The 24,403-nt window shown below is 43.9% G+C and carries 22 protein-coding genes and 1 riboswitch; of the genes, 20 read left to right on the top strand and 2 right to left on the bottom strand.

Annotation, left to right across the window (positions count from 1 at the left end):
* The first annotated feature begins 5 nt into the window (after positions 1–5).
* From cobJ to MXE28_RS02685, 5 genes are read left to right on the top strand one after another with little or no spacing between them, the layout of a single operon-like run.
* A complete protein-coding gene (gene cobJ, locus MXE28_RS02705; RefSeq protein WP_021840979.1) occupies positions 6–695 on the top strand; it encodes a precorrin-3B C(17)-methyltransferase in 690 nt (229 codons plus the stop codon).
* Positions 692–1,483 carry a precorrin-6A reductase gene (gene cobK, locus MXE28_RS02700; RefSeq protein ID WP_021840980.1) on the top strand — a complete coding sequence of 264 codons (792 nt, stop codon included), beginning with the start codon at positions 692–694 and terminating at the stop codon, positions 1,481–1,483. The genes cobJ and cobK overlap by 4 nt, the downstream gene beginning before the upstream one ends.
* Entirely contained in the window at positions 1,470–2,144 is a 675-nt protein-coding gene (locus MXE28_RS02695; RefSeq protein WP_021840981.1) for a precorrin-8X methylmutase, read from the top strand. The genes cobK and MXE28_RS02695 overlap by 14 nt, the downstream gene beginning before the upstream one ends.
* Positions 2,137–3,183, top strand: coding sequence for an iron ABC transporter permease (locus MXE28_RS02690; RefSeq protein ID WP_021840982.1), 1,047 nt, complete (start codon positions 2,137–2,139; stop codon positions 3,181–3,183). Before MXE28_RS02695 ends, MXE28_RS02690 begins: the two co-directional genes overlap by 8 nt.
* Complete coding sequence (locus tag MXE28_RS02685) at positions 3,183–4,016, top strand: ABC transporter ATP-binding protein (RefSeq protein WP_156705957.1); 834 nt, start codon at positions 3,183–3,185, stop codon at positions 4,014–4,016. Before MXE28_RS02690 ends, MXE28_RS02685 begins: the two co-directional genes overlap by 1 nt.
* Positions 4,017–4,171: 155 nt before the next feature.
* Here MXE28_RS02685 and MXE28_RS02680 read toward each other — a convergent pair whose 3' ends face one another.
* Both MXE28_RS02680 and MXE28_RS02675 read right to left on the bottom strand, forming a co-directional pair.
* On the bottom strand, positions 4,172–5,122 hold the full coding sequence (locus tag MXE28_RS02680) for an ABC transporter substrate-binding protein (RefSeq protein WP_247239771.1): 951 nt from the start codon (positions 5,120–5,122) through the stop codon (positions 4,172–4,174).
* 370 nt (positions 5,123–5,492) lie between these two features.
* Positions 5,493–6,512 carry a sirohydrochlorin cobaltochelatase gene (locus MXE28_RS02675; protein ID WP_021840985.1) on the bottom strand — a complete coding sequence of 340 codons (1,020 nt, stop codon included), beginning with the start codon at positions 6,510–6,512 and terminating at the stop codon, positions 5,493–5,495.
* A gap of 241 nt (positions 6,513–6,753) precedes the next feature.
* A riboswitch (cobalamin riboswitch) is annotated at positions 6,754–6,923 on the bottom strand.
* Between the two features lie 271 nt (positions 6,924–7,194).
* Between MXE28_RS02675 and MXE28_RS02670 the strand changes: the two genes are divergently transcribed.
* The 15 genes from MXE28_RS02670 (at position 7,195) to galU (ending at position 24,317) form a co-directional block, all read left to right on the top strand.
* Positions 7,195–7,512, top strand: coding sequence for a hypothetical protein (locus MXE28_RS02670; RefSeq protein WP_021840987.1), 318 nt, complete (start codon positions 7,195–7,197; stop codon positions 7,510–7,512).
* Positions 7,513–8,015: 503 nt separating this feature from the next.
* Positions 8,016–8,888 (top strand): sirohydrochlorin cobaltochelatase, encoded by an 873-nt coding sequence (locus MXE28_RS02665; RefSeq protein ID WP_247239770.1) that lies wholly within the window; start codon positions 8,016–8,018, stop codon positions 8,886–8,888.
* 62 nt (positions 8,889–8,950) lie between these two features.
* Entirely contained in the window at positions 8,951–9,805 is an 855-nt protein-coding gene (locus MXE28_RS02660) for a sirohydrochlorin cobaltochelatase (protein ID WP_156705094.1), read from the top strand.
* A gap of 110 nt (positions 9,806–9,915) precedes the next feature.
* The gene (gene cobI / locus MXE28_RS02655; protein WP_247239769.1) at positions 9,916–10,623 is read left to right on the top strand and encodes a precorrin-2 C(20)-methyltransferase; all 708 of its coding nucleotides are present in this window, start codon (positions 9,916–9,918) and stop codon (positions 10,621–10,623) included.
* A 4-nt stretch (positions 10,624–10,627) separates the two neighbouring features.
* Positions 10,628–12,019 carry a cobyrinate a,c-diamide synthase gene (locus tag MXE28_RS02650; protein WP_021840991.1) on the top strand — a complete coding sequence of 464 codons (1,392 nt, stop codon included), beginning with the start codon at positions 10,628–10,630 and terminating at the stop codon, positions 12,017–12,019.
* Between the two features lies 1 nt (position 12,020).
* Positions 12,021–12,680 (top strand): cob(I)yrinic acid a,c-diamide adenosyltransferase, encoded by a 660-nt coding sequence (cobO, locus tag MXE28_RS02645; RefSeq protein ID WP_021840992.1) that lies wholly within the window; start codon positions 12,021–12,023, stop codon positions 12,678–12,680.
* Between the two features lie 165 nt (positions 12,681–12,845).
* Positions 12,846–13,238 carry a class II SORL domain-containing protein gene (locus MXE28_RS02640; protein WP_040770711.1) on the top strand — a complete coding sequence of 131 codons (393 nt, stop codon included), beginning with the start codon at positions 12,846–12,848 and terminating at the stop codon, positions 13,236–13,238.
* A gap of 265 nt (positions 13,239–13,503) precedes the next feature.
* Positions 13,504–13,779 (top strand): thioredoxin family protein, encoded by a 276-nt coding sequence (locus MXE28_RS02635; protein WP_021840994.1) that lies wholly within the window; start codon positions 13,504–13,506, stop codon positions 13,777–13,779.
* Between the two features lie 185 nt (positions 13,780–13,964).
* Positions 13,965–15,194, top strand: coding sequence for an aspartate kinase (locus MXE28_RS02630; RefSeq protein WP_247239768.1), 1,230 nt, complete (start codon positions 13,965–13,967; stop codon positions 15,192–15,194).
* 226 nt (positions 15,195–15,420) lie between these two features.
* Positions 15,421–18,333, top strand: coding sequence for an insulinase family protein (locus MXE28_RS02625; protein ID WP_156705100.1), 2,913 nt, complete (start codon positions 15,421–15,423; stop codon positions 18,331–18,333).
* Between the two features lie 161 nt (positions 18,334–18,494).
* On the top strand, positions 18,495–19,898 hold the full coding sequence (locus tag MXE28_RS02620) for an MATE family efflux transporter (RefSeq protein WP_247239766.1): 1,404 nt from the start codon (positions 18,495–18,497) through the stop codon (positions 19,896–19,898).
* A 171-nt stretch (positions 19,899–20,069) separates the two neighbouring features.
* Complete coding sequence (locus MXE28_RS02615) at positions 20,070–20,513, top strand: hypothetical protein (protein WP_021840998.1); 444 nt, start codon at positions 20,070–20,072, stop codon at positions 20,511–20,513.
* A gap of 72 nt (positions 20,514–20,585) precedes the next feature.
* Entirely contained in the window at positions 20,586–21,770 is a 1,185-nt protein-coding gene (locus MXE28_RS02610) for a hypothetical protein (protein WP_021840999.1), read from the top strand.
* 26 nt (positions 21,771–21,796) lie between these two features.
* The gene (locus MXE28_RS02605) at positions 21,797–23,341 is read left to right on the top strand and encodes an LptA/OstA family protein (protein ID WP_021841000.1); all 1,545 of its coding nucleotides are present in this window, start codon (positions 21,797–21,799) and stop codon (positions 23,339–23,341) included.
* 109 nt (positions 23,342–23,450) lie between these two features.
* On the top strand, positions 23,451–24,317 hold the full coding sequence (gene galU, locus MXE28_RS02600; protein ID WP_226974243.1) for a UTP--glucose-1-phosphate uridylyltransferase GalU: 867 nt from the start codon (positions 23,451–23,453) through the stop codon (positions 24,315–24,317).
* The last annotated feature ends 86 nt before the right edge of the window (positions 24,318–24,403 follow it).

Here is a 24,403-nt window from a genome sequence, read left to right as displayed (position 1 = left end):
AATTCATGACACCGCAAGCTCGTGAAGCGATTTTGGCGGCTGACCGCGTGGTAGGTTATTTGACATATCTCGACCTCATCGCCGATTTAATTGCGGACAAAGAAAAAGTGGGCACTGCTATGATGCAGGAAGTTGACCGTTGTCAGCAGGCGGTGGATTTAGCCATTGAAGGTCACGAAGTAGTGGTTATTTCCAGTGGTGACTCCGGCATCTACGGTATGGCCGGTCTCGTTATGGAACTGGCCAACAAAGTACCGGCTGAAAACCGTCCGCAAGTGGATATTGTGCCGGGGCTCAGTGCTGTTAATGTGGCAGCGGCCGTATTGGGTGCTCCACTTATGCACGACTTTGCCGTTATTTCTTTGAGCGATCTTATGACACCTTGGGATTTAATTAAAAAACGTGCCGATTTGAGCGCTGAAGGGGATATGGTTATTGCCCTTTACAATCCACGCAGTAAAAAACGCGTTAAACATTTGGACGAAGTGCGAGAATTGGTGCTTAAACATCGCGACCCTAAAACTCCTGTCGGCATTGTTCAAAAAGCGGGTCGTCCGGGTCAGCATATGGTGATTTCCGATTTGGAAAACTTTACTAAAGAAGAAATCGATATGCAGACGTTGGTTATTATCGGCAACAGCCAGACTTATGTTGAAAACGGCCGCATGATTACCCCTCGAGGCTACAAATTATGATTTGGGTCATTGCGGGCACATTAGATGGTCGCAATTTGGCGGTTACCGTTCGTGAAACTACCAAAGAACCCGTATTCGTATCGGTGGTCAGCCAATATGGGGCGCAACTGGCGGCTCATGAAGGGATCGAAGTGCATACGGGGCGCCTCGACAAAGAGGCGATGAAAGAAATTATTGCCGATAAAAAGATTCGTCTTTTAATCGATGCCAGCCATCCGTACGCAGCCGTAGTTACCGCTACGGCGCGGGATGCGGCGGCAGAGATGAATATACCGTTCCTTCGTTTTGAACGCAAGGAAGTGCCGCTGCCGGATTATGATAAACTTCATCATGTAAGTAATGAAGTTGAGGCGGCCGCGTTGGCCGGTAAATTGGCAAGCAGCTTGCATAAGCGTGTCTATTTGACAACGGGGAGCAAGACGATGGGGATTTTTGCCAAAGCGGAAGCCCTTCAGGATATTGACGTTTGGACCCGCGTATTGCCGACGGCGGAAGTGCTGGGAATCATGGAAGACCTGGGCGTGTCGCCAAAACGAATTATTGCCATGCAGGGACCGTTCAGTTATGATATGAACAAGGTTATGTTTGCCGATACGAAGGCAGACGTGGTGGTCATGAAAAACTCCGGCCTCGTAGGTGGTTCCGATACGAAGTTACAAGCTGCTATTGATCTAGGTTTACATATCATTGTTATTGATCGTCCGGAGCCTGCCAAAGGGGCTATGACCATTTCCACGGCTCAGGAGTTCTGTGATTTATGGGAGGACAAAACAAGTGGATTACATTAAAAACCCTAAAGCCATTGAAGATAAAAGTATGGAAATCATTTATCCATATGTTAAAGATTTAAACCTCACCGATGATGAAGTGCGCGTATATTCCCGTACTATTCATGCATCGGGTGACGTAGAATACGCGCAGCTCGTTCGTACCAGTCCTGATGCGGTTAAAAAAGGCATTGAAGCGTTGCAGAACGGTGCTCATGTGTATTGCGACGTAGAAATGGTTCGCACCGGCATCAATAAACCGGCGTTGGCTCTTCGCGGCAGTGAAGTGCATTGCCTCATTAAAGATGAAAAAGTGGCTGAATTGGCGAAAGAATTGGGCGTAACACGTTCTATCGCCGCTATGCGTACGTTCGGTAAACAATTGGACGGTCAAATCGTGGCCATCGGTAACGCTCCGACCGCTCTTTATGAAGTGTTGCGTCTCGCTTTGGAAGAAGGGGTTAAACCGGCGCTTATCATCGGTATTCCGGTTGGTTTCGTAGGCGCTGCCGAATCGAAAGATTATTTAATGGAAGTATCTCCGGTACCGTACATTACGGTTAAAGGCAATAAAGGTGGCAGTCCGATTGCCGCTTCCGTGGTAAACGCGCTTCTTTATACGGGCGTAAAACGTGACGGCATGTTGTTTGTCCAAGACAACGAGTCGAAGAAAAATGACTAATCAGAGTAATGATACCAAAAATGGGGCCGAAGTAGGCCAAGTTTTGCCGAATGAGCGGCATCGCAATGTGAAACGAAGTTTTCTGGTCCTACTCTTTCTGGCCTTAGCCTTGGCGGCCATGGTTATTTCCCTTGTATTCGGTTCCGCCGATATTACGATGGCGAAAATTTGGCATACTTTATGGAGCTCCGAACTCAAGGATACGCAGGAGATGGTTATTTGGAATATCCGTTTTCCTCGTAATATTGTAGCCGCTTTGGTGGGCGCCAATTTGGCCGTAGCCGGCGCTATTTTGCAGGCTGTAATGAAAAATCCGCTGGCAGATCCGCAGATTGTGGGTGTTTCTTCGGGGGCCGGTTTGGCCGGGGTTATAATCCTCATTCTCTTTCCGAGCTGGGAGTATTTAGTGCCTTTAGTGGCCTTCGTTGGCGCTTTGGCGGCAGCTCTCATGGTGTATGCCTTAGCGTGGAAAAACGGGATTCGGCCGACTCGTATTATTTTGGCCGGGGTGGCCGTGGCGGCTTTCTTGGGTTCCGGGATTTCCGCGTTGCTCGTATTCTATGGTGATCGCGTGCAAGGTGCCTTACTCTGGATGGTAGGGGGCCTTTCGGCGCGCAGCTGGCCACAGGTATACCTCTTGGCACCATATACGGTCATCGGCTTGTTGACGGCTTTTTTAGGTTCCCAGCGCTTGACAATTTTAAGTCTTGGTGATGAAACGGCCAAAGGACTTGGTTTACCGGTGGAACAGACCCGTTTTACCATGACGGCGGTGGCTGCGTTCCTCGCTGCCAGTGCAGTTAGTGTGGCCGGTCTTATCGGCTTTGTAGGGCTCGTTATTCCGCATGTAGCCCGCATGCTGATTGGGTCCGATTATAAATTCTTATTGCCGGGCTCAGCTTTTTTAGGGGCTGCAGTACTCGTTATGAGTGATACGTTGGGGCGTGTGCTATTTAGCCCCGTAGAAGTGCCTGTAGGCATTATTATGGCCTTCTTCGGTGCGCCGTTCTTCTTATATTTGTTGCGGAGGGATGCATGATGACTATGAGTAATCAAGCACAAGCCTCGGCAACAACAGCGGTGCCGGCTATTACGGTGAAGGATATAGTGGTCTCTTTTGAGCAAAAAGATGTTTTAAAAGGTATCACTTGGGAGGTACCGACTGGTGCCATTACGACACTTATCGGACCGAATGGGTGCGGTAAAAGTACGCTCTTAAAGTGCATTACGGGCAGTGTAAAGCCTATTAGTGGCACGATTTATATTAACGGTCAAAAGGCGTCGTCCTATTCGCCGCGCACGTTGGCACAGCGGATGGCATTTTTGCCGCAGTCGCCGGAAGTACCGCGCGATATGGTGGTGGAAGAGCTTATCTATTGTGGGCGCTTTCCTCATCAAAATTGGTGGCGCAATACGGCCGGTGAAGACCGTCAAGCCGTTGAGAGTGCTATGACTGTAACGAAGACGACGCATTTGCGCAATCAGCCGGTATCGTCTTTGTCCGGCGGGGAACGGCAACGCGTGTGGATTGCCATGGCGTTGGCGCAGGAGCCGGATATTCTTCTCTTGGATGAACCGACGACTTATTTGGATATTAATCATCAGTTTGAAGTGATGGAACTATTGCGCCGTTTGAATCGTGAACAGGGGCTTACGGTTGTCATGGTACTTCATGAATTGAATCAGGCGGCTCGATATTCGGATCAGGTGGCCGTACTTCATGAAGGTCATTTGGCAGCTGTGGGCAGTCCTAAAGAGGTCATGACAGCGGAGCTTCTAAAAACAGTGTTCGCTGTTGATGCTCTCATTGAAGAGGGTCCCGATAACAGCCCGTACATTAAAATTGAAGGGCTTGTGCAGCAGGCAGAATGATCCATGCCCTATAATCCGATTAATCAAGTGAATAAAAAGAGGGATTAACGTATAACGATATAATATCGTCTGTTCGTTAATCCCTCTTTATATTTTCAGTGTTAAATTACATGCGATTTTGCACTGATGTTAATAACTTTTCTTAGGGGCTTAATTTAGAAGGTTACATCGATGCCATAGGCCATTTTAACAAGCTCAGCCATGGCTTCCGGTGTTTGTAAGCCCGGATTCAATAAGAACCAATTCGATGGTAAGTAGAATACTTTACCGTTTTTTACAGCCTTAAGATTTTGCCATGCCGGATTGCCGGTCATTTCTTTTTCCATAGTTTTGGTAATTTCATCTTTTTTACCCATGGTGGAAACAAAAATGATGTCCGGATCGTCGGAAGCGAGCGTTTCTAAGGAGTACGGAATGGTCTTGGCAGATTTATCAAAATCGCCATGTTGTAACACCACATTCTGCATGCCTAATTCTTGAACCATAGCGGCTGTTACGGCTAAGGTAGTTTCAGCGGTTACCGCTTTACCGGTAGCGCGCAACACGGCTACGCGGGCCGGTTGTACATTTTTAACGGCATTTTTGACTTTGTCAATTTTGCTGTTGTACTGGGCAATAACTTCTTTAGCTTTCTCTTCGTGATTGGTCAGTTGGCCTAAGAATTCAATGAGGGGCACATTGTCTTTAATACCGTCATAGGAAATTAAAATATACGGTAATTTATTACTCTGTAATTGGCCTTCAAATTTGCTGTGCTGATTGCTGAGGCCGATTACGAGGTCCGGTTTCAAATCGATAAGTTGCTCCATGTTGATGTTGGCGGTCTGCCCTAAAGAAGGTAATTCTTTGAGGTGAGCGGGCATGTCATCCTGCGTTTCTACGCGGCTGATGGATTTGGCATCAATGGCATCCATGAAATAGAGTAGGGAATTGGCAAGTACCGCAATTCGTTCCGGTTTGGCCGGCACCGTATAGGTTTGATCCTTATAGGTTAAAGTACGGGTGGCTGCGGATGATGTGGAATCGGTTTTACCGCAGCCGGCGAGGATAGCCATAATGACTGTCATCGCCATTACAATAATGGTTAAGCGTGAAAATTTTCTCATAATACACCTGCCTGACAGTAGATAAAAAGTACGTAAAAGTATTACCTGTGAGTAAGCAGGTAATTCATAGCGGTTCCAAAACAAGCTTTAGTAAAATCTGTTTCGCAAACTCATACTTGTACTATACCACAGGTGATGGTGGTTGCCTATGGTTATGTGTTGCGTATGGTTATATGGTGCCTATCGTTATATGGTGCGTATGGCACTTTTATAGATCCAAATATAGCAATTAAAAGAGGCTGTAAGTAAAATGTGATATGCTCTACATTTTATTACAGCCTCCTTATGTATAGAACGCTTTTGGTTGGTCAAAACGTCTTAGCTTGTAAGTGCGTTTTGGCAATAATATGAACCCTTACAGTGTTATATCTTATTTAGCGTCGTTTTGAAGAGCTTGCCAAGCTTCATCGGCATGAGCGGCAAAGAGGTCACGGATTTTCTGGTTTTCACCAAGACCATGGATGTAAGTGTCTACTTTGAAGCCGTCAGCCAACAAGATGGATTTATGGGAATCAGGTTCGTCACCGGACATATCGTTGTTGGCATGGTCGCCGGCTACCATCATGAATGGCATAAGGGTTACATGTTCGATGCCTTTTGCTTTCAATTGAGGAACGATGTCTTCAAGGCTTGGCCATCCTTCTACGGTGTAGATGTAAGTGTTGTGAAGACCGGCCGATTCCAAACGATCTTGGATTACGGAATAGTAAGCGTTGGAAGGATCCGGAGTGCCGTGAGCCATGATAAGTACAGCATCTTTAGGACCTACTTTAGGGAACTGAGTTGCTACAGCTTGTACAGTTTTAGCAATATCGTCAGTTTGACCTTCTTGGCCCATCCAGTACATGAGAGGTGTACCAAATGTCATTTTTTTGAAGTTATGTTTGTACTGATTGTAAACAGCTGTTTTATAGTTGTATTCGATACCAGGGATTACGTCGAGAGTTGCCAAAGCAACGCGAGTGTAACCTTCAGCTTTTAATTGATCGAGTGCTTCTTCAGGTGTAGGGTAGGTGATACCTTCTTTAGCTTTGATACGATCGATAATGATGTGGGAAGTGAAAGCTGTAACTACTTTTACGCCCGGATGTTGTTCTTTAATTTCGTTGATAGTCGCATCGATTGTTTTAGCACGAGTATCAGTGAATGTAGTACCAAAGCTCATTACTACGATAGCATCTTTGTTAGGTGCTTTAGCCAATACAGGATCGGTTGTGTTGTAAGTGCGAACACCGATTTCAGTTGCTTCCAATAATGCAGGGGTAGCAGTTGTTACTTCGTCACTTAATTGGTAAGCAGCGTTTACGTCTGTAGCAAGGAATCCGAAGCCTGTTAAAGCGGCCACTGCTAATGTTGTAGCTAACGTTTTTTTGAAAAAATGTTTACTCATTTCATTCACTCCTCGTGATAAAAAGAAGATAAAAATAAAAACTAAAAATAGAATAAAATAAAATACAAAAACCTCTGCCCACAGGGCAGAGGTAGTATTAATAATCACTAGTTATGCTAAGCACCTGACGTATATTAGTTCATATCAAACTTAATTAAGTCGTTTATGAATTAAAAAAATAATTCCCGGTCAGTGTATAGTACAGGTAGTGACATTGATTAACCTCGCCATCCTTCGTGGGTTATCGGCAATCCATCAAGGCAGGTCTTCTGGCTCAAGTTCAACGCAACAATCACCTTCCCAGAAACTTCCAGTGGTATTTTGATTGTGCTCCCTCTTACAGCGGCGGGATCGCGGCAGCTTCTACTGCTCTTCTCTATTAAGTCGGGCACCTTGAAGGTCGTATTCATTTGATAATCATCATAGCAGAATAAATGTCCACTGTCAATGCAATACCGGGTAGGGTATACTCACTGTGAATGGAAATTACCCGGGTCATATAACTCCTAGGAATAAGGGACTTATTTATGAGTAATAACTTTTGGTTATTTGTGATACACTTTTTTTGATTACACATAGGCAAAGGAGTCAAAGTTTGGTACTATGAATAGAGAATGGTGTTCATCATAGGGCAATGTGCTTTATGATAAATAGCTATATATTAACAAAGGAGGTCCATCGTATGGATCAATTTACAAATGGTGCCGGTCCTAATGAACTATCGGAATCGGTATATGAAGTGGCATTTACGCCTGTATTGGAACGTGAAGAGTATCAAGGTGAACCTTTACATTCCAAATTATTAGCTCTTAAAAGCGCCATGGGCGAAGAGGATTTTAACGAATATATTAACAGCTTATTGCGCATTACCTATAATTGCAAACAATTGTGGTTAATTACTAAAAGCGAACGTAAACGTACGTTAATTGAAGGCAAATTTTTACCTATGATTGCTGAGATTTTTGAAGTAGCAGCACCGCGCGTGTTCTCGCAACCATAATTATTATCAATTATAGGCGTAACAATACATTGCTTTTTGATTGAATGAATGACTAAATTAAGAAACTTGATGTATAAAAATTCATGAATGAGGAATATTAATTATTAGATGTTATCTGTATCAATCGTAGACCGTGATTGGTATAGTATTATCTGAATTATTAATATAATACCTGTAAGCAAGTAGTATTCTTTGTAATAGTAATGGGATATAAATTCTCTTTAAATCGATGAAAATAGAAGTGAATCGGTAAAGATGAATATAGTTGATGAAAATATAATTAAATTTCCGATTTATCATTGATAATCATTGATAAGTTTGAAAATGAGAGAAATTCTCATTGACTAAAAATAAAATCTAACGTATCATTATACCAACGAAGAATAATCAACATGTATTTCGAATGTATTCGATAATGTGAAATATGACAGATTTTTGTCAGATTAAGAGGTTCGATTATGGTATAAGTTTAGAGGTATTTTTGATATCGGAGGATTTATAAAATGAGTACAAAGGGTATTATCTTAGCGACATTCGGTTCAATATACGGCGAAGCCGTAGAGAAATCCGTAGGCATAATGGAAGCAAAGATTAAAAAAGCATATCCCGATGCAGTAATTCGCCGTGTCTTTTTGGCGGATGCGCTGGTGGAGAAGTGGAATGAAAAATATGAAAAACCGGTACAATCTTTGGAAGTCGTGTTGGCTGAATTTAAGAATACCGGCGTCCGCGATGTATTTGTTTTACCATTTGCCTTGGTAGCCGATCAATGTTATCAAAAGATGCGTAAAGCTATTGCCGCATTTACCTATAATACTGAACGAAACGCCATGCGCATTCACGTAGGTAAGCCACTCTTAAGTTCTTTAGGTGTAAAAAACTATGCCGATGATTATGTGGCTACCATTGATGCCATTATGAAGCACGTGAATATTCGCGCCTTGAATAAATCCATTTTGCTTATGGCAAACGGCCAAAATCAATTGGAATTCAGTGCTTTGCAGTTAAAATGCTTATACGGTAACGGCCAAAATGTGGCGGTGTTTACATCGAATGGATTCCCTAATTTCAAACAGGCTTTAACTTTATTGGAACGCTTAGATCATAAAGAAGTTTTGGTAGTGCCGTTGGCGCTTATCGGCTCAGAACATTTGATGGACTTCTTAGGTGGCGATCGTTCCGATTCCGTAGCTACTTTGCTTACTGAAGAAGGCTATGGTGTTTCTATTTGGAATGAAGGCTTAGGTGAAAACCCGTTTATTCAAGAGTTATTCTTAAAACATTTAGCCCAGTCCATTCGCATGATTGAGCGTAAACAGCAGGCGCATCAGCAGGCTAAGACGGAAAGCGTAAACCGCTCGAGTATGGCTGTTTAATACGTTAAAATTACATACTAACGGTCCTCGTTTTGGGGACCGTTTTTTTTAAAGGAGGGTGTATGAAGCAAGCTGTTTTAGTAGTCGCTTTTGGCACTACGGTGCCAACGGCACGGATCAATCAAATCGATCCGGTTGTGGATTTTATCAAAAAAGAGTTTAAAGACTATGAAGTTCGTTTAGCTTTTACTTCACGCATTATTGTTAAACGTTTGCGTGAACGGGGCGAAGAAATCGATACGGAGCAGAGTGCCATTGAGGCCTTAATTGCTGAAGACTATGAATCCATTGCGGTGCAACCGCTTCATATGATTGGCGGCGAAGAATTTGATAAATTGAAAGCCAATATAATGGCTTATGAAGGACAAGGTTCTTTGAAACACATTGCTATGGGACGCCCTTTACTGTATTTTATCGGTCAGGAAGAACGACCTGATGACTATGAAGCACTCATTGAGAATTTTATAAAAAAACTTAATGTACCGGCAGAAGAAGGTCTGTTATTGGTCGGTCATGGTGGCATGAGCGTAGGTAACACGGCGTATGCCGCGTTACAGTTGAAATTGTGGCGTGCCGGTCATACCAATGTTCGTGTGACGACCTTGGAATGCTTCCCCGAATTGGAGGATACGGTTATTCCGTGGGAATGGCTTGACGGGAAACGGCCGGGACGCATTCAGGTGCATCCCCTTCTTTTAGTGGCCGGTGATCATGCCTTAAACGATATCTTCGGCGATGAAGATGACAGTGTACAATCCATGTTGGAAGAAGCAGGCTTTGAAGTGGTACGTCATTTGAAGGGACTTGGTGAGTATCGCGGTGTTCAGGAAATATTCGCAGACCACTTAAAAGATGCCATGGCCGGGCGCTATGAAAAACGCAGTTCCCATCGGCCGAGTATTCCTAAGATTAAATAAAAAATACTTGCTCTTTGCGGCAAGTAACGCATACAATAAGAAAGTATTATCTAAGCAAGATTCAATTTCAAGATAGTTTTGTTATCAAGTGTTAAGAAAAGGAGTTTATCATGAAAGGTATATTATTTGGTATCGGCGTAGGTCCCGGAGATCCGGAATTAATGACTGTCAAAGCAGCTCGTATTGTAGGCGAAGCGGATATTATTATTACGCCAAAAACCGAAAAGAAAGACGGTTCCGTAGCGCTCAACATTGCTAAACCGTATATCCAGGAACATACGGAAATCGTGCCGGTTGTGTTCCCAATGGTGCTTGATGACAATGCGCAGGCTGAAGGTTGGCAGGAAGCCAAAAAAATCATCCTCAGCTATTTGGAAGCCGGTAAGAATGTAGTATTCCTTACTTTGGGCGATCCAATGTTCTACAGTACGTATATGTATGTATATCGTTTGATTGAAAACACCGGTTTTGAAATCGAAACAATTCCGGGCGTAACCGCATTCTGTGCTATCGGTTCCCATTTAGGTTATCCGATTGTAGAAAAGGAAGAAGTGTTGGCTATTGTGCCGGCTACAGCACCTAAAGAGAAAATCGACAAAGTATTAGCAGTTGCCGATGATGCGGTAATCATGAAAGTATATCGCAATTTCCACGAAGTTCAGGAAGTTTTGAAAAAACACGATATGGCTGATGATGCTGTAATGATCAGTCGTGTTGGTCTTGATGGCGAAGAAGTATATCGCGGTCTCGATGAGTTACCGGCTGATTTGAAATTAAACTATTTATCCACTGTATTGGCTAAGCGTAAGGATCGCTAAGACTATGAAATCATATGCTATTCCGAGAGTTGTCATCGCCGGAACAAATTCCGGTGTAGGTAAAACGACCATTGTAGCCGGTTTATTGGCGGCGTATCACGAGCAGGGCAAGGCCGTGCAAGCTTTTAAAGTGGGCCCTGACTATATTGACCCCGGTTTTCATAAACTGGCCAGCGGTCGTGATTGTTACAATTTAGACACATGGTTGGTACCGCCCCATAAAATGAAGCCTTTCTTTGCCGGTATGGCAGGGGATGCGGATTTGGTGATTGTGGAAGGCGTTATGGGCCTCTATGACGGCGGCCGTGAAGGCGTGAGCTCCACCGCAGAAATCGCTAAATCGCTTGATGCACCGGTTATTTTGGTTATTGATTGTAAAGCTATGGGCGAAAGTGCGGCAGCGATTGCCAAGGGCTTTAAAGAGTATGACCCGGCCGTTAATTTGGCGGGCGTCTTGCTCAACCGCATCGGCTCCGACAATCATGAGCATATGATTCGTACAGCTATGGAACGCTTGGGGATTCCCGTTATCGGGGCCATTCGGCGCGATGAACGGATGCATTCGCCGGAACGTCATTTAGGTCTTACGCCGGTGACGGAAACGGATCCGCAATCGGCGTTGACGACGATTCGCGAAGCTGTAAAGGTTAGTGTCGACTTGGATGCATTGGCTAACTTAGCCACGGCGGCGCCAACCTTGATGGTGCCGGAATTGACCGCAAAAGAAGTGACGGGGCCAAAAGCTCGCATCGGGGTAGCCTATGATGAAGCGTTTTCTTTCTATTATCCGGCCAGCTTACAGGCTTTGGCGGCGGAAGGGGCGGATTTGGTTTACTTCAGCCCGCTTACCGATAAAACGTTACCTGATGTAGATGCCTTGCTTTTTGGTGGCGGTTTTCCGGAAATGTTCCTCGAAACACTTAGCGAAAATACAGGCCTCATGGCGGCTATACGGGATGCAGCCGCTGACGGTATGCCGATTTACGCGGAGTGCGGTGGTCTCATGTATCTTTGCGAGTCGGTTACCGATTTTGAAAATATTACCCGTCCTATGGTTGGCCTTGTGCCGGCTAAGACAGTCATGCAGGCTAAATTACAAAAAGTTGGCTATGTAACGGCTACGGCTTTAGGGGATACCTTATTGGCACCTAAAGATGAATCTTTGCGTGGTCATGAGTTCCATTTTTCTACGATGGAATTGTCACCGCAGATTACCGAAGCTGAATTCCCGTGGGCTTTTCATTTCGAAGGGGGCCGCAAATTGCAGTCTTATAAAGGCGGTTACAGCAAAGACAATGTATTGGCCAGCTATTTGCATTTAAACTTTGCCGGTAATGAAGCGGCGGCGGAACGTTTTGTGGCGGCTGCCAAGGCCTATCGTGCCAAGGAGGCTTAGGATGACTGATAAAGTGTTAAAATCCAATACGACGGCTGAAGCTATGTCGGTTGCCACTATGGCGGACGCAACTACCACGGGTGCAACTACAGCGGCTGCAACTGCGACGGCTAAGCCTAGTCGAGGCCTCATTCTGGTCAATACCGGTGACGGCAAGGGCAAAACAACGGCCTCTTTAGGGGTTGCTTTGCGTGCCGTTGGCAATGGTTATCGCGTGCTGATTTTACAGTTTATTAAGGGCGGTCAAGCCTATGGTGAACTGAAAGCAATAGAAGCGCTACAAAAGGCCGGTATGCCTATCGAAATTCGCCCTATGGGTAAAGGCTTTGTTTTTCACAATAAAGAAACTTCGGAGGCTGATTTACAAGCTCATCGGGCAGCGGCTGATAATGCCTGGCAGATGTTGACGGAAGAAGTGATGTCCGATAAATGGGACCTCATAATTTTTGATGAAATCAACTATGCCGTAAAATTTGGCTTATTGCCGGTTGAACAGGTTGTGGACTTATTGAAAACCAAACCGGAGCGCCTTCATGTGGTTCTTACCGGGCGCGATGCGAAGCCGGAGATCGTTGCCATGGCCGATACCGTTACGGAAATGCGCGTAGTTAAGCATGCTTATCAGCAGGGCATTAAAGCGGCTCGGGGCATTGAGTTTTAGTATAATTCATGTCAAAGGCATGTTTATAAATCGAAAAAATTAGTATTTCGTGCTTGAAAAAATCGAGGTAAATGGATATAATGAAATTATAGAGAGTTATTATTAATTTTTACTATAAGAAAGTTCTTATAGGATATAATTTTTATGACCAAGGGGGTTATATCAATGGCAGTAACAAACTATGTAAAATCCGCAGATTTCAAGAATGAAAAACACGTTCCTGTAATTACCGCACCTGATACAGTTAAAGCAGGTGAAAAAGTTCACATTGAATTGGAAGTAGGCAAAGACATTGCGCATCCAAACACAACTGAACATCATATTTCTTGGATCAAATTATACTATGTTGAAGAAGGCACTACGCTTCCTTACGAAGTAGCTCGCCTCGAATTCAACGTACATGGTGAAGCCGCTGCCGGTGCCAACGAAGGCCCTGTATATGCAGAAGCAGCCGGTGTTGTTGTAGCATCCTTCAAAAAATCCGGTAAATTGATTGCTACTTCTTACTGCAATATCCACGGCTTATGGGAATCTGAAAAAGATATCGTTGTTCAATAATAACTTTTTCCGATTTACTTCGTTGTCAATAACAGCGTAAACGAAAGCTATTAGGGGTTGTAACGAAATTGAGTTTTTAGCTCATGTTTTGCTTACAACCCCTTTTTATTGCGTGTGCGTCTTTTATCGCGCTGAAGTAGATTTGCATTATTAAGAACCGGAAGCTTTTGATAGCAAGTGATTTTGAAATGCGAAGTCAGAAAGTTTTTAGATTATTAATACTACGTTATATTGTATATAATGAAAGGAGAGAAAGGAGAGGCCTATGATTTCAATCGTGCAGTACGGTTCCGACACATGTCAGCCTTGTGGCGCTTTAGAGACGAAGCTGGGCGCTTGGGTGAAGGAACAGGAAGGTATTGAGTACAGCTATGTATCGGTGGAATTAGAGCCGGCTAAGGCGGCTCAGCAAGGTGTTTTCACGGTGCCGGCCATTGTTGTGTATATGGATGGCAAGGAAATTACACGTCGCGCCGGTTATTTCAGCCTCGATGAGCTGTTAGCTCAGGTTGAAGATATTAAGACCAGAATAGAAGGCTAATCAAGGAGGGAGAACCATTGCGGTCGGTGTAAAATCGGCTGAAATGTATGTGGACTCAGTACTTTTTTAGTGAACTTGTCTTTAGATGAAGATTAAAGGCTTTTATGCTTTACACAAAGAGCCTTTTTATGATAGAGTATCTTTATATATTTTATAGTATTTTTAGAGATAAAGAGGGATGCATAGTGGCGTTAATTGTTAAGAAGTTCGGTGGCAGTTCTGTGGCTTCACCGGAGAAAATTTACAATGTAGTCAACCGCGTTTTGCGTGACAAACAGCCGGAAGACCGCGTTGTAGTCGTTGTATCGGCTATGGGCGATACGACTGATGACTTAGTGTCATTAGCACGCGCTGTCACATCGAGACCGTTTGGTCGGGAAATGGACCGCCTGTTATCGACAGGTGAGCAAGTATCCATTGCGTTAGTAGCTATGGCATTTATGGAAAAAGGGCAGCCGGCCGTTTCCATGACGGGTGCTCAAGCCGGTATTTTGAGCAGTGATAATCACGGGAAAGGTCGTATTTTGACAATCGATCCGAAACGTGTATTTAAAGCCCTTGATGAAGGTAACGTAGTGGTGGTTGCCGGCTTCCAGGGAATTACCGATTGTGGTGATATTACGACTCTCGGACGTGGTGGTTCCGATACGACAGCTGTTGCATTGGCGGGGGCTATGCAGGCGGATGTATGCGAAATCTTCACCGATGTGGAAGGTGTTTATTCGACCGACCCTCGAATTGCACCGAATGCGGTTAAATTGGATGAAATTACGTACGGTGAAATGCTGGAAATGGCTCGCTTGGGGGCGGGTGTTATGCAGCCTCGCGCCGTAGAAATGGGTAGCCGTTACGGCGTGCCGATTCATGTACGCTCTACATTCAGTGACAATGAGGGAACCATTATTCGGGAGGACTATACAATGAAAGCAAATGAACATGTAATCCAAGGCGTGGCTGACGATACCAATGTGGCAAAAGTTTCAGTGGTAGGCGTTGAAAATAAACCGGGCATTGCCCATCATATCTTCCAAAGTTTGGCAGATAAAAATGTTGATGTGGATATGATTGTGCAGAGCATTCGTACCGTTGAAGATCAGAAGACGGATATTGTATTCACCATTACATTGGATGATGTGGTATTGGCTCGCGAAGTGTTGGAATCGCTTAAAGCAGAAACGAAGATGGAAGAATATGTCATTAATGAAAAAATGGCGAAAGTATCCATCGTCGGTGCCGGTATGCTTGGTGAACCGGGCGTAGCCGCTCAGATGTTCGGCATTTTGGGCGAAGAAAATATTAATATTGAAATTATCAGTACCTCTGAAATCAGCATTACCTGCTTGATTGCGGAAGATCGCGTAAAAGATGCGATTCGTGCTATTCATGATAATTCAGTTATCGGCAATCGCGGTTAATAGTGTTCAATAGCAATTATTAGCGCGGCTGTCAGGGCTTATTAAACTTACAGATATACAGACTTTCTCAGGTTATTTAGAAGTAACCTAAGAAAGTCTGTTTTATTTTGAAAATCTTACTCATCTTTAGTATAATATACATTGTGCACAGTTTATTTGAGTGCCCGAGAAGTTAATTATTATCAATTAATTGCTTAATATAAAATAATGATAAAGGAGTTTTGCTATGAAAGAACAAAATATTTATAGCGGTTTTAAAGTAGAGCGCATTGAGACTGTTCAGGAAATCAGCGGTACAGCTTATTTGCTTCGCCATGAGAAGTCCGGCGCCCGTTTATTATACATTGATGCGGACGACACGAATAAAGTGTTCTCCATTTCCTTCCGCACACCACCTAAGGACAGTACCGGGGTGGCACATATTATGGAGCATTCCGTGCTTTGCGGATCTCGCAAATTCCCTTTAAAAGAGCCATTTGTAGAGCTCGTTAAGGGGTCCCTTAATACATTCTTGAATGCCATGACCTATCCGGATAAAACGATGTATCCCGTAGCCAGCAAGAATGACAAGGATTTTCATAACTTAATGGATGTATACTTGGACGCGGTTTTTTATCCACGCGTAGCGACTGACAAAGAAATCGTCATGCAGGAAGGTTGGCATTATGAATTGGATAATGCGGACGATGAATTGACCTATAAAGGTGTTGTGTACAATGAAATGAAGGGTGTATATTCTTCCCCTGACTCCATTTTGGAAACTCACATGATGGCGGATTTATTCCCGGATACGACCTATGGCGTTGATTCCGGTGGTAATCCTGATAATATTCCTGATTTGACCTATGAAGATTTCCAAGGTTTTTATAAAAAATATTATCATCCGTCCAACAGCTACATCTTCTTGTACGGCAAAATGGACATTGAAGAACAATTAAAGTTCATTAACGATGAATACTTGCAAAACTTTGATGCCATTACGGTTAATTCCGAAATTACCTTGCAAAAACCATTCGCTGAGGGTAAAGTAACATCCTATCCGTATAGTATCGGTACGGAAGAAAGCGAAAACGGTAAGACTATGCATGCGCTTACCTATGTAATGCCGGAAATATCTGTTGTGGACAGCTTAGGGCTTGATATTTTGACCCATGCCTTATTGACTTCGCCGGCAGCACCACTTAAGGAAAAACTCGTTAAAGCCGGTGTAGGCAGCGATATTAGCGGTTATTTCTTAGATAGCGTTCGTCAGCCGATTTGGAATGTAACGGTTAGCGGTTCTGAAATGAAGGAACAGGCGCGCGTTCAGGAATTGGTGGAATCGGAACTTGCGCGACTTGTGAAGGAAGGCCTTGATAAGAGCTTATTGGAAGCATCCCTTAATATTACGGAATTCGCTTTGCGCGAAGCCGATTTTGGGGGTCGTCCGATTGGTTTGGCTTACGGTATTCGCGTTATGGATCAATGGAATTACGACAAAGATCCGATTCAGGCATTGCGTTATGAAGAGGCGTTAACACAGTTGCGTGAAGGACTTACCAATGGTTATTTTGAAGAGTTAATCGAACGCGGCTTGCTTAAGAATCAGCATAAAGCTCTCGTTTCCATTTATCCGGAAAAAGGTTTGCAGGAAAAGAAAGAAGAAGCGGAACGCGCTCAGCTAAAAGAAATTAAAGCTAACATGACCGAAGCTGAAATCGAAGCGATTGTGGCACAGACCAAAGCCCTTAAAGCACGTCAGGCGGCACCGGATTCGGAAGAAGCGTTGGCTACCATTCCATTATTGGAACTCAGCGATTTATCCCCTAAAGTAGAACGAGTGGAACGTATCGATAGCAAACTGGGTGATGCGAACTTGCATTTCGTACCGACTCAGGCTAAAGGGATTAACTATACCAGCTTCTATTTCCATTTAGATTGCCTTGATGAGTCTGAATTGTTCTATGCTAACTTGTTGAGCGATCTTATTTCCCGTGTGAATACTACCGAGCATGATTACAACGAAATTGCCAAGGAAATTAATATGAACCTCGGCGGTTTCAGTGCCAGCATCTCCGATTTCACGAAATATAATCAGCGCGATGCGTTTACGCCATTATTTATCGTACGAGCCAAAGCGTTACACACTAAATTGGATGCTTTGGTACGCATTGTGTCTGAATTGGTTACGAAGACTGACTATACCGATGTAAATCGTTTGACCGAGCTCATTAAAGAAACGAAAGCCATTTGGGATACCGATGCATTCCGTCGCGGTCATACCATTGTAATGAATCGTGTCATTGCTCAGATTTCGGAACTCGGTAAATTCCGTGATGCCGCTAACCTCGGTTATTTTGAACAGTTGGCAGCGTTAGCTGCTGATGAAAAAGCGCTTCAAGAATTGCCACAAAAATTGGCAGCCGTAGCGGCTAAATTGTTCCGCCCTGCTAATGTGGATATCAACTTCGTCGGGGAAGCTCATGAATTTGAAGTTTTCAAAACATTGCTTACCGAAGTATTGCCACAGTGGCCGAATGAAGCTGTTGAAGCTAAGGGTTTGAAACTTACGAAGGAATATGTTAACGAAGGTATTGTTACCTCCGGTAAGGTTCAGTACGTAGCTCAAGGCGGTAACTTCCGTGACCATGGTTTCAAACCAGGCGGTGCCATGAAGGTGTTGGAAGTCATCTTGCGTTATGACTACTTGTGGACGCGTATCCGTGTTCAGGGGGGGGCCTATGGTGCTTTCGTAAACTTCTACAACAATGGTAACTTTGTACTTTGCAGTTATCGCGATCCGAACTTGACGGAAACATTGAAAGTATACAGCGAGCTCAGCGAATATCTTGCGAAATTTGATATTTCCGACCGTGAAATGCGCAAGTATATTATCGGTACCATGAGTGGCCTTGATATTCCGTTGACACCGGCTTTACGCGGACCGCGCGCTATGAGCGAATATTTCGGTGAAGCAACGCCTGAAGATGCGGAACGTTTGCGCGAACAGGTAATTGCGACCCGTCAGAGCGATATTAAAGCTTTGGCTGAAGTGGTAGCTTCGGTTATGAAAGATAGTCATATCAGCGTTATGGGTAATGAACAAATCATTAAAAAAGCAGGCGATATCTTCACTGACATCATTTCGTTGCCTCAATAAGACAAATTAAGACCTATAGTCGGTCTATGAGAATTGACGAATCCTGTGTATAATTAAATGCGAGTTAATAAACACTCCTAGGCAAGGGCCTTGACCTCTGTTTAGGAGTGTTTTTTTATAGCGAGTGGGTTTAGCATGGTTTTTGAAAAAGAGGAGTTGTCATGTTATTAGGACTAGCGGGACGATTTGGGATTGATTATATTTTGCCGCCGGCGAAACGTTTGGGACCGGTGCCGACAACAAAAGAAATTTATAAAGAATATATTGATGTAGCTTGGCCGGCTACGATGCAGGGGTTGTTGTTGCAACTTATGACAGCCATCAATTTGGCTATGGTAGGAGCTCTTGGAGCCGATGCTTTGGCGGCCGTAGGGATTATGAGTCAACCGCTTATGGTGATGCTCGTTTTTGTCCGTTCCGCAGCGATTGCGATTACAGCCATTGTGGCAAGACGCAAAGGGGAAGAGGATTATGAAACGATGAACTCCGTACTAAAACAAGGGGTATTATTGACCGTATTGTTTTACGTGCCTTTGTTGTGTATTTGTTTTTATCTGTTAAATCCTATTTTAACGTTTGCCGGAGCTCAGGCTTCTTATATTGATGAGGCCGTTGCCTATGGTCAATTCATCATTATCGGGCTTTTCTTTTCGGCCTTAGGTGTTATGCTGGGGGCGGCATTAATCGGCGTGGGTAACACGAAGGCTATTTTTAAAGCTAATGCCATCGGTAATGTGCTTAATGTAGTTATGAGTTTTACCTTGATTTACGGTCTGGGACCGATTCCGGCGCTTGGCATCAAAGGAGCCGGGATAGCCACTATGACGAGCTACACCTTAATCTTCTTTCTTTTGTTATATGCAATTCATGCGAAAGACTCCCATTTGTCGTGGCATCGGGGCAGTTGGAAATTCAATCGTGAAATCTTACAGGGTATTTATTATATCGGTGGCAGCTCTTTGGGTGAGCAGGCTTTTGAACGTTTTGGTATGTTTGCGTATACCAAAATGGTGGCGTCATTAGGTGTAGTGGCGTTGGCAACACATCATATTTGTATGAATTTTATTGATATTTTTTACTATTTTGCCATGGGTTTAAGTTATTCCGGTGCTTCTTATACGGGGCAATCGTTGGGGAAAAAACGACCTGACTTAGCCGAGGCTTACGGCAAAATCGGTGTTCGCATCGCTCTTATTATTTCGGTAATCGGCTTTGTTTTGTATTTTGGTTTACGCAATGTAGTATTTGATATTTTCACCCAAGATAGGTTGGTTTGGCAGCTGGGGGCGGATATTATGATTCTCATGGCTTTTGCCAGCTTCCCGCAGGCTTTGCAATTAGTATATTCCGGCGTCCTTAAAGGGGCGGGCGATAATTTCTATGTTATGAAATATTCGCTCTTTGTTATTGCTATTTTCAGACCGATTATTACATATCTCCTTTGTTTTACTTGGGGATTCGGTCTGTATGGTGCATGGATAGCTCTTTTAATTGATCAGAGTATGCGTACGGCATTTTCCGGTTGGCGTTTTAGAAGTGGTGTATGGCAGCATATAAAAATTTAGACATAAGTATAATGCACTTTAAAATAGAGTGTATTAGCATATAAAAAAATGATGAATTATAAAATGAATGGCGTATTTACGGCGCTTATACAAGGACAAAGGCTTTGATTTGTGATATAATAACATCAGTATAAACCGCTAATTATGTATACGATAGAGGAGGACATAGATATGAAAAAGAAATTATTGGCAACGGTTATGGCCGTTTCCATTGCAACACTTTCTACCGGTGCATTAGTAAATACGACGCAAGCATTCAGCTTGAATTTAGGCAGCATTTTAAAAGTCGGCGGCGTGGGCATCTTAGTTGATCGCTTCGGCGGCCAGATTAATGATTTTTTAAATAAAATTTTAGCTCAGAATAACTTGAGCACTACTTATACGACTAAGGTTGTGCCGATTGTCAGTGTAGGTACGAACGGTTACATCGGGGCGGCTCAGGTAACGGGTCCTGCTTCCGAAGTAGAGCGCGTTGAAGCGGTAGCTCAGTTGGAAGCCAGCTTTAATAATGTAGCTCGTGTAAAAGGTTTAGTGCCTATCGACAGCAAGAACCCTGTTAATGCATCCCGTATTCAAGGGGTTGGCGTATCCGCTATTATTGACCTCAAAATTTAATCATATTGTTTAATACGCATTGAGGCGAATAGCATTCAATAATAGGTTAAGTCTTGTTTATTTGGAGGATGTATGAAAAAACACATGCTTACGTTGGCGGTAGCAGCGCTTATGACCGGTCAGGTATGGGCGGCTCCGGAAACCGTATTAGAGAAAACCGATGCCTTAGAAAATACAGTATATGGTTCCACGCAGGTTGGGGCTTTAGTGGATCGTGTGCAGCAGATTAGTCAGACCGTTTATGGTAGAGATTCTTCCGGTACTTTAAATTCACAAGTTGATTCTTTGTATAATTCCATCGATGGCAATACGCGTGGTAAAGTATCGGTAAGTCAAGAATTATCCATGTTGGAATGGCATTACCAGAATAAAGTGGGCAACGGTTCCTTAGTTTCTCGTGTGGAACAATTGGAACGCAGTGTAACCGGTCGTATCAGTACCGGTGCCTTGGACACACGAATTAATGCCTTAGCCAAAACGATTAACGGCGCACCTTTGAAATTGACGTCTCAAGTAGGCTCGGCACCAAGCACGGAAGTATTTGCCGTAACTTTGAATACGCCGATTAATACGGCTACCAGCAAACTGGGTGATACTTTCAGCTTTACCGTGTCGGAAGACTTGATGGACGGTAATATCTTATTGGTACCGGCAGGTACTGTTGGGGAAGGTCATATTTCCGAACTTAAAAAAGCCTCCTCTTTTGGTCGTAACGGTAAATTAGATTTGATGTTTGATAAAGTTCCGGCATTGGATGGCACTGAATTTACAGCTATTCAAGGGGAAGAAGCAAAAGCTCGTACGCAGCAGGAATTGAAAGCAGCCGGCGCCTCTGTAGCCGGTGCCGTATTATTGGGTCCTGTCGGTTTAGTAGGCGGTTTCTTTGTAAAGGGTAAGAATATCGACTTGCCTGTAGGGGCTACAATTTATGTGCAGCCACAAGAATTGGTAACCGTACAGGGGATTGTCGTAGGCGGTGATGGCCAGGCTCATAATTCCAGCGATCCAAGTTCCCAAGATTCCTATGATGACTATACATTAGGTGATGCATCGGAACCGGTAACCTTAGTTCCGGCCGACTCTTATGAAGACGAAGATACACCGGTGAAGGTAGTGGAAGAGTCCGATGATTCAGCGGCAACGGTAGAAGATGGCGATTCTGAGGACAATGGTGAAGTGGAAGAAGCAAGTGCTGACACTGCGGATCAAACGAATGTATCACAATCACAACCAATAATTGTTGTAAAACGCAACTAATCCAGTGAAGATGAGGTAGGTAAAAGATGGTAATGAAAAAGGCTAAGTATGCATTGGGTGCCGCTTTAGTCGCTATGCCTTTATTAGCCGTGCAGGCGGCCGATAATAGAGGCCTTGTTTATGAAAATGCTCAAGATGTTGCAACCGATTCCAATCCGGTAACCATCGCTAATATGGGCGAGTCCGATGGCGGTCTTATTCGTGTAGTCCGTCGCGGTAAGCCGGTGACCACGGTAAATGACAGTGAGTTACCTGTTAAAGTTGATGCGGACAGCATGTATTACAGCAGTGCTACCGGCAATGTTGTGGCTGTCGGTAAAGTAGATGCTTATCAGGGCAGTCGTGAAATTCATAGTGAAAAGCTGTTAGGTAATACTAAATCCCAAGAGTATACGACGGATGGTGAGTTTCATTACCTGGAAAATAAAGGGGCCACTAAGGACTTACGGGGCCAAGATTTAGTATTTAACAGCGGCACTAATGCTATGACGGCACCTGATGTTATCGGCTATGTAGAACCATACTATGTGAAAGCTGAAAAAGCAGAATTCGACGGTAATCAGGGCCTTATTACCAAAGGCTGGGTTACTACCAAACATGCTATGGCCTATAAAGGTGTGCCCGATTATCGTATTGAAGGCAGCACCATTGAAGTGTATCCGGGGGATAAAGCCATTATTCATGATGCCAAGCTGTTTATTAAAAACGGTAAAATCATGAGTACGAAGAAATATGTAGTATCCCTTCGCAATGATCGTCAAGGTCAATTTAGTGTGTTTGACTTGATTCCAAGACCGACGTATTCCAGCGACGATGGTTTCGGCTTGAAGGGCGGTCTTAAATATCCGGTTGGTGATGACGGTGAATTGTTCTTCCGTTATCAGTGGATGACCAAGGAAGGCTTTAAGCCAAGTTACGGTTATCGTCATTACTTGCCTTGGGGCGTTGCTACGGTCGGCGTGAGCCGTGAATCGGCCACTTTAAATGCCCGTACCGTTTGGGTAGAAAAGAAACCGGAATTCTCCGTATATACCAATGTGTACCATATTGGCGATACGCCGTTTACTGTTCGTGGCGGTGCTACGGCCGGTTATTGGAAAGAAGATTACATCAAGGGCAGTCACTACATGTACTTTGGTGAAGTAAGCCATGATACAATTAAATTGGCTAAAAATGCCAATTTACGTTTCTTTGCCGGCTATCAGCGTGATTACTATGGCTATAACGACCATATTCGCAGCATGCCGTACTGGGGCGGTAATACGAATTGGCGAATAAATTCACGAGTTAACGTATTTGCCGGTTATCGTCAGAATAATATTGATCCGAAAGATAATTCGCCATATCCGTTTGACCGTGAAGACATTCTTCATAACTTTACGGTGGGGGCTTCCTTCCGCCTGACTCGTTTGGATACATTTACGATTACTACGAAACGTGATGTACAGTCCGGTGAGTTGCGTTATGTAGACTATACTTGGCATCGTGATATGCACTCCTTTGAAGGGTGGCTCACATATCAGTCTAAACAGAAAAAATGGTCTTATACGGTAGTTGCTAAAGATTTCTAGTAATTGAACGAAGTATAGATGTTTTAGGTTATGAAGCTGTGCCCTATGGCATGGCTTCATAATTACTCTTAATCATTATTATGACGGAAAAAAGTGAGGTCTTTCAAACATGGGCAAAGTACGCAAAGCTATTATTCCGGCCGCCGGCTTCGGTACACGTTTTTTACCGGCGACCAAAGCACAGCCTAAAGAAATGTTACCGATTGTTGATACACCGGCGATTCAATATATTGTGGAAGAAGCATTGGCTTCCGGTATTGAAGAGATTTTAATTATTACGGGGCGCAATAAACGAGCCATTGAAGATCATTTCGATACCAGTGTTGAATTGGAACAGTTGTTACAGCAGCAGGGCAAGAAAAAACAGTTGGCCATGGTTCGTTCCTTGGCGGATATTCGGGTTCACTTTATTCGTCAAAAAGCACCGCGTGGATTGGGTGATGCCATTCTTTGCGCCAAAGCTTTTGTAGGCAATGAACCGTTCGCCGTATTACTGGGTGATGATGTGGTATATAACCCTGAAAAACCTTGTTTAAAGCAATTAATAGATTGTCATGAGCGTATGGGCGGCACGATTCTTGGCACTCAGCGCGTACCGGAAACAAAGGTAAGTTCCTATGGTATCGTAGCAGGGCATGAAATTGAGCCTCATATTTATAAAGTGGATGGCTTGGTTGAAAAACCGTCACGCGATTTGGCACCATCTAATTTGGCTGTCTTGGGGCGTTATATTTTGACACCTGAGATTTTTGGGGTGTTGGAAAATACTCCGCTTGGCGCCGGGCGTGAATTGCAGCTTACCGATGGCCTTGCCGCATTGCAGAGTGACGTATATGCCTTAGAATACGAAGGCCGTCGCTATGATATAGGTGACCGCCTTGGCTATTTGGAAGCCACCGTGGAATATGGCTTGCGCAGTGAACATTGCAAAGATTCATTCCGTACCTATTTACAGGAATTGATTAAAACATTGTAACAAAAAGCCTTTTTCAAAGTAAGTACTTCACAGCTTTTGAGTACACTTTGGGAAAGGCTTTATTTGTTAACAATGAGAATGGCGCG

The sequence above is a fragment of the Veillonella sp. KGMB01456 genome, from assembly GCF_023051165.1.
GTDB lineage: Bacteria > Bacillota > Negativicutes > Veillonellales > Veillonellaceae > Veillonella_A.
The sequence above is the reverse complement of the archived record's forward strand: the minus strand, read 5'-3'. Positions and strand labels throughout refer to the sequence as shown.

Coding starts and splice junctions, on each gene's coding strand:
- cobJ (WP_021840979.1), top strand. CDS start 6: ATGACACCGCAAGCTCGTGAAGCGATTTTGGCGGCTGACCGCGTGGTA.
- cobK (WP_021840980.1), top strand. CDS start 692: ATGATTTGGGTCATTGCGGGCACATTAGATGGTCGCAATTTGGCGGTT.
- MXE28_RS02690 (WP_021840982.1), top strand. CDS start 2,137: ATGACTAATCAGAGTAATGATACCAAAAATGGGGCCGAAGTAGGCCAA.
- MXE28_RS02685 (WP_156705957.1), top strand. CDS start 3,183: ATGACTATGAGTAATCAAGCACAAGCCTCGGCAACAACAGCGGTGCCG.
- MXE28_RS02680 (WP_247239771.1), bottom strand. CDS start 5,122: ATGAGAAAATTTTCACGCTTAACCATTATTGTAATGGCGATGACAGTC.
- MXE28_RS02675 (WP_021840985.1), bottom strand. CDS start 6,512: ATGAGTAAACATTTTTTCAAAAAAACGTTAGCTACAACATTAGCAGTG.
- MXE28_RS02670 (WP_021840987.1), top strand. CDS start 7,195: ATGGATCAATTTACAAATGGTGCCGGTCCTAATGAACTATCGGAATCG.
- MXE28_RS02665 (WP_247239770.1), top strand. CDS start 8,016: ATGAGTACAAAGGGTATTATCTTAGCGACATTCGGTTCAATATACGGC.
- MXE28_RS02660 (WP_156705094.1), top strand. CDS start 8,951: ATGAAGCAAGCTGTTTTAGTAGTCGCTTTTGGCACTACGGTGCCAACG.
- cobI (WP_247239769.1), top strand. CDS start 9,916: ATGAAAGGTATATTATTTGGTATCGGCGTAGGTCCCGGAGATCCGGAA.
- MXE28_RS02650 (WP_021840991.1), top strand. CDS start 10,628: ATGAAATCATATGCTATTCCGAGAGTTGTCATCGCCGGAACAAATTCC.
- cobO (WP_021840992.1), top strand. CDS start 12,021: ATGACTGATAAAGTGTTAAAATCCAATACGACGGCTGAAGCTATGTCG.
- MXE28_RS02640 (WP_040770711.1), top strand. CDS start 12,846: ATGGCAGTAACAAACTATGTAAAATCCGCAGATTTCAAGAATGAAAAA.
- MXE28_RS02635 (WP_021840994.1), top strand. CDS start 13,504: ATGATTTCAATCGTGCAGTACGGTTCCGACACATGTCAGCCTTGTGGC.
- MXE28_RS02625 (WP_156705100.1), top strand. CDS start 15,421: ATGAAAGAACAAAATATTTATAGCGGTTTTAAAGTAGAGCGCATTGAG.
- MXE28_RS02620 (WP_247239766.1), top strand. CDS start 18,495: ATGTTATTAGGACTAGCGGGACGATTTGGGATTGATTATATTTTGCCG.
- MXE28_RS02615 (WP_021840998.1), top strand. CDS start 20,070: ATGAAAAAGAAATTATTGGCAACGGTTATGGCCGTTTCCATTGCAACA.
- MXE28_RS02610 (WP_021840999.1), top strand. CDS start 20,586: ATGAAAAAACACATGCTTACGTTGGCGGTAGCAGCGCTTATGACCGGT.
- MXE28_RS02605 (WP_021841000.1), top strand. CDS start 21,797: ATGGTAATGAAAAAGGCTAAGTATGCATTGGGTGCCGCTTTAGTCGCT.
- galU (WP_226974243.1), top strand. CDS start 23,451: ATGGGCAAAGTACGCAAAGCTATTATTCCGGCCGCCGGCTTCGGTACA.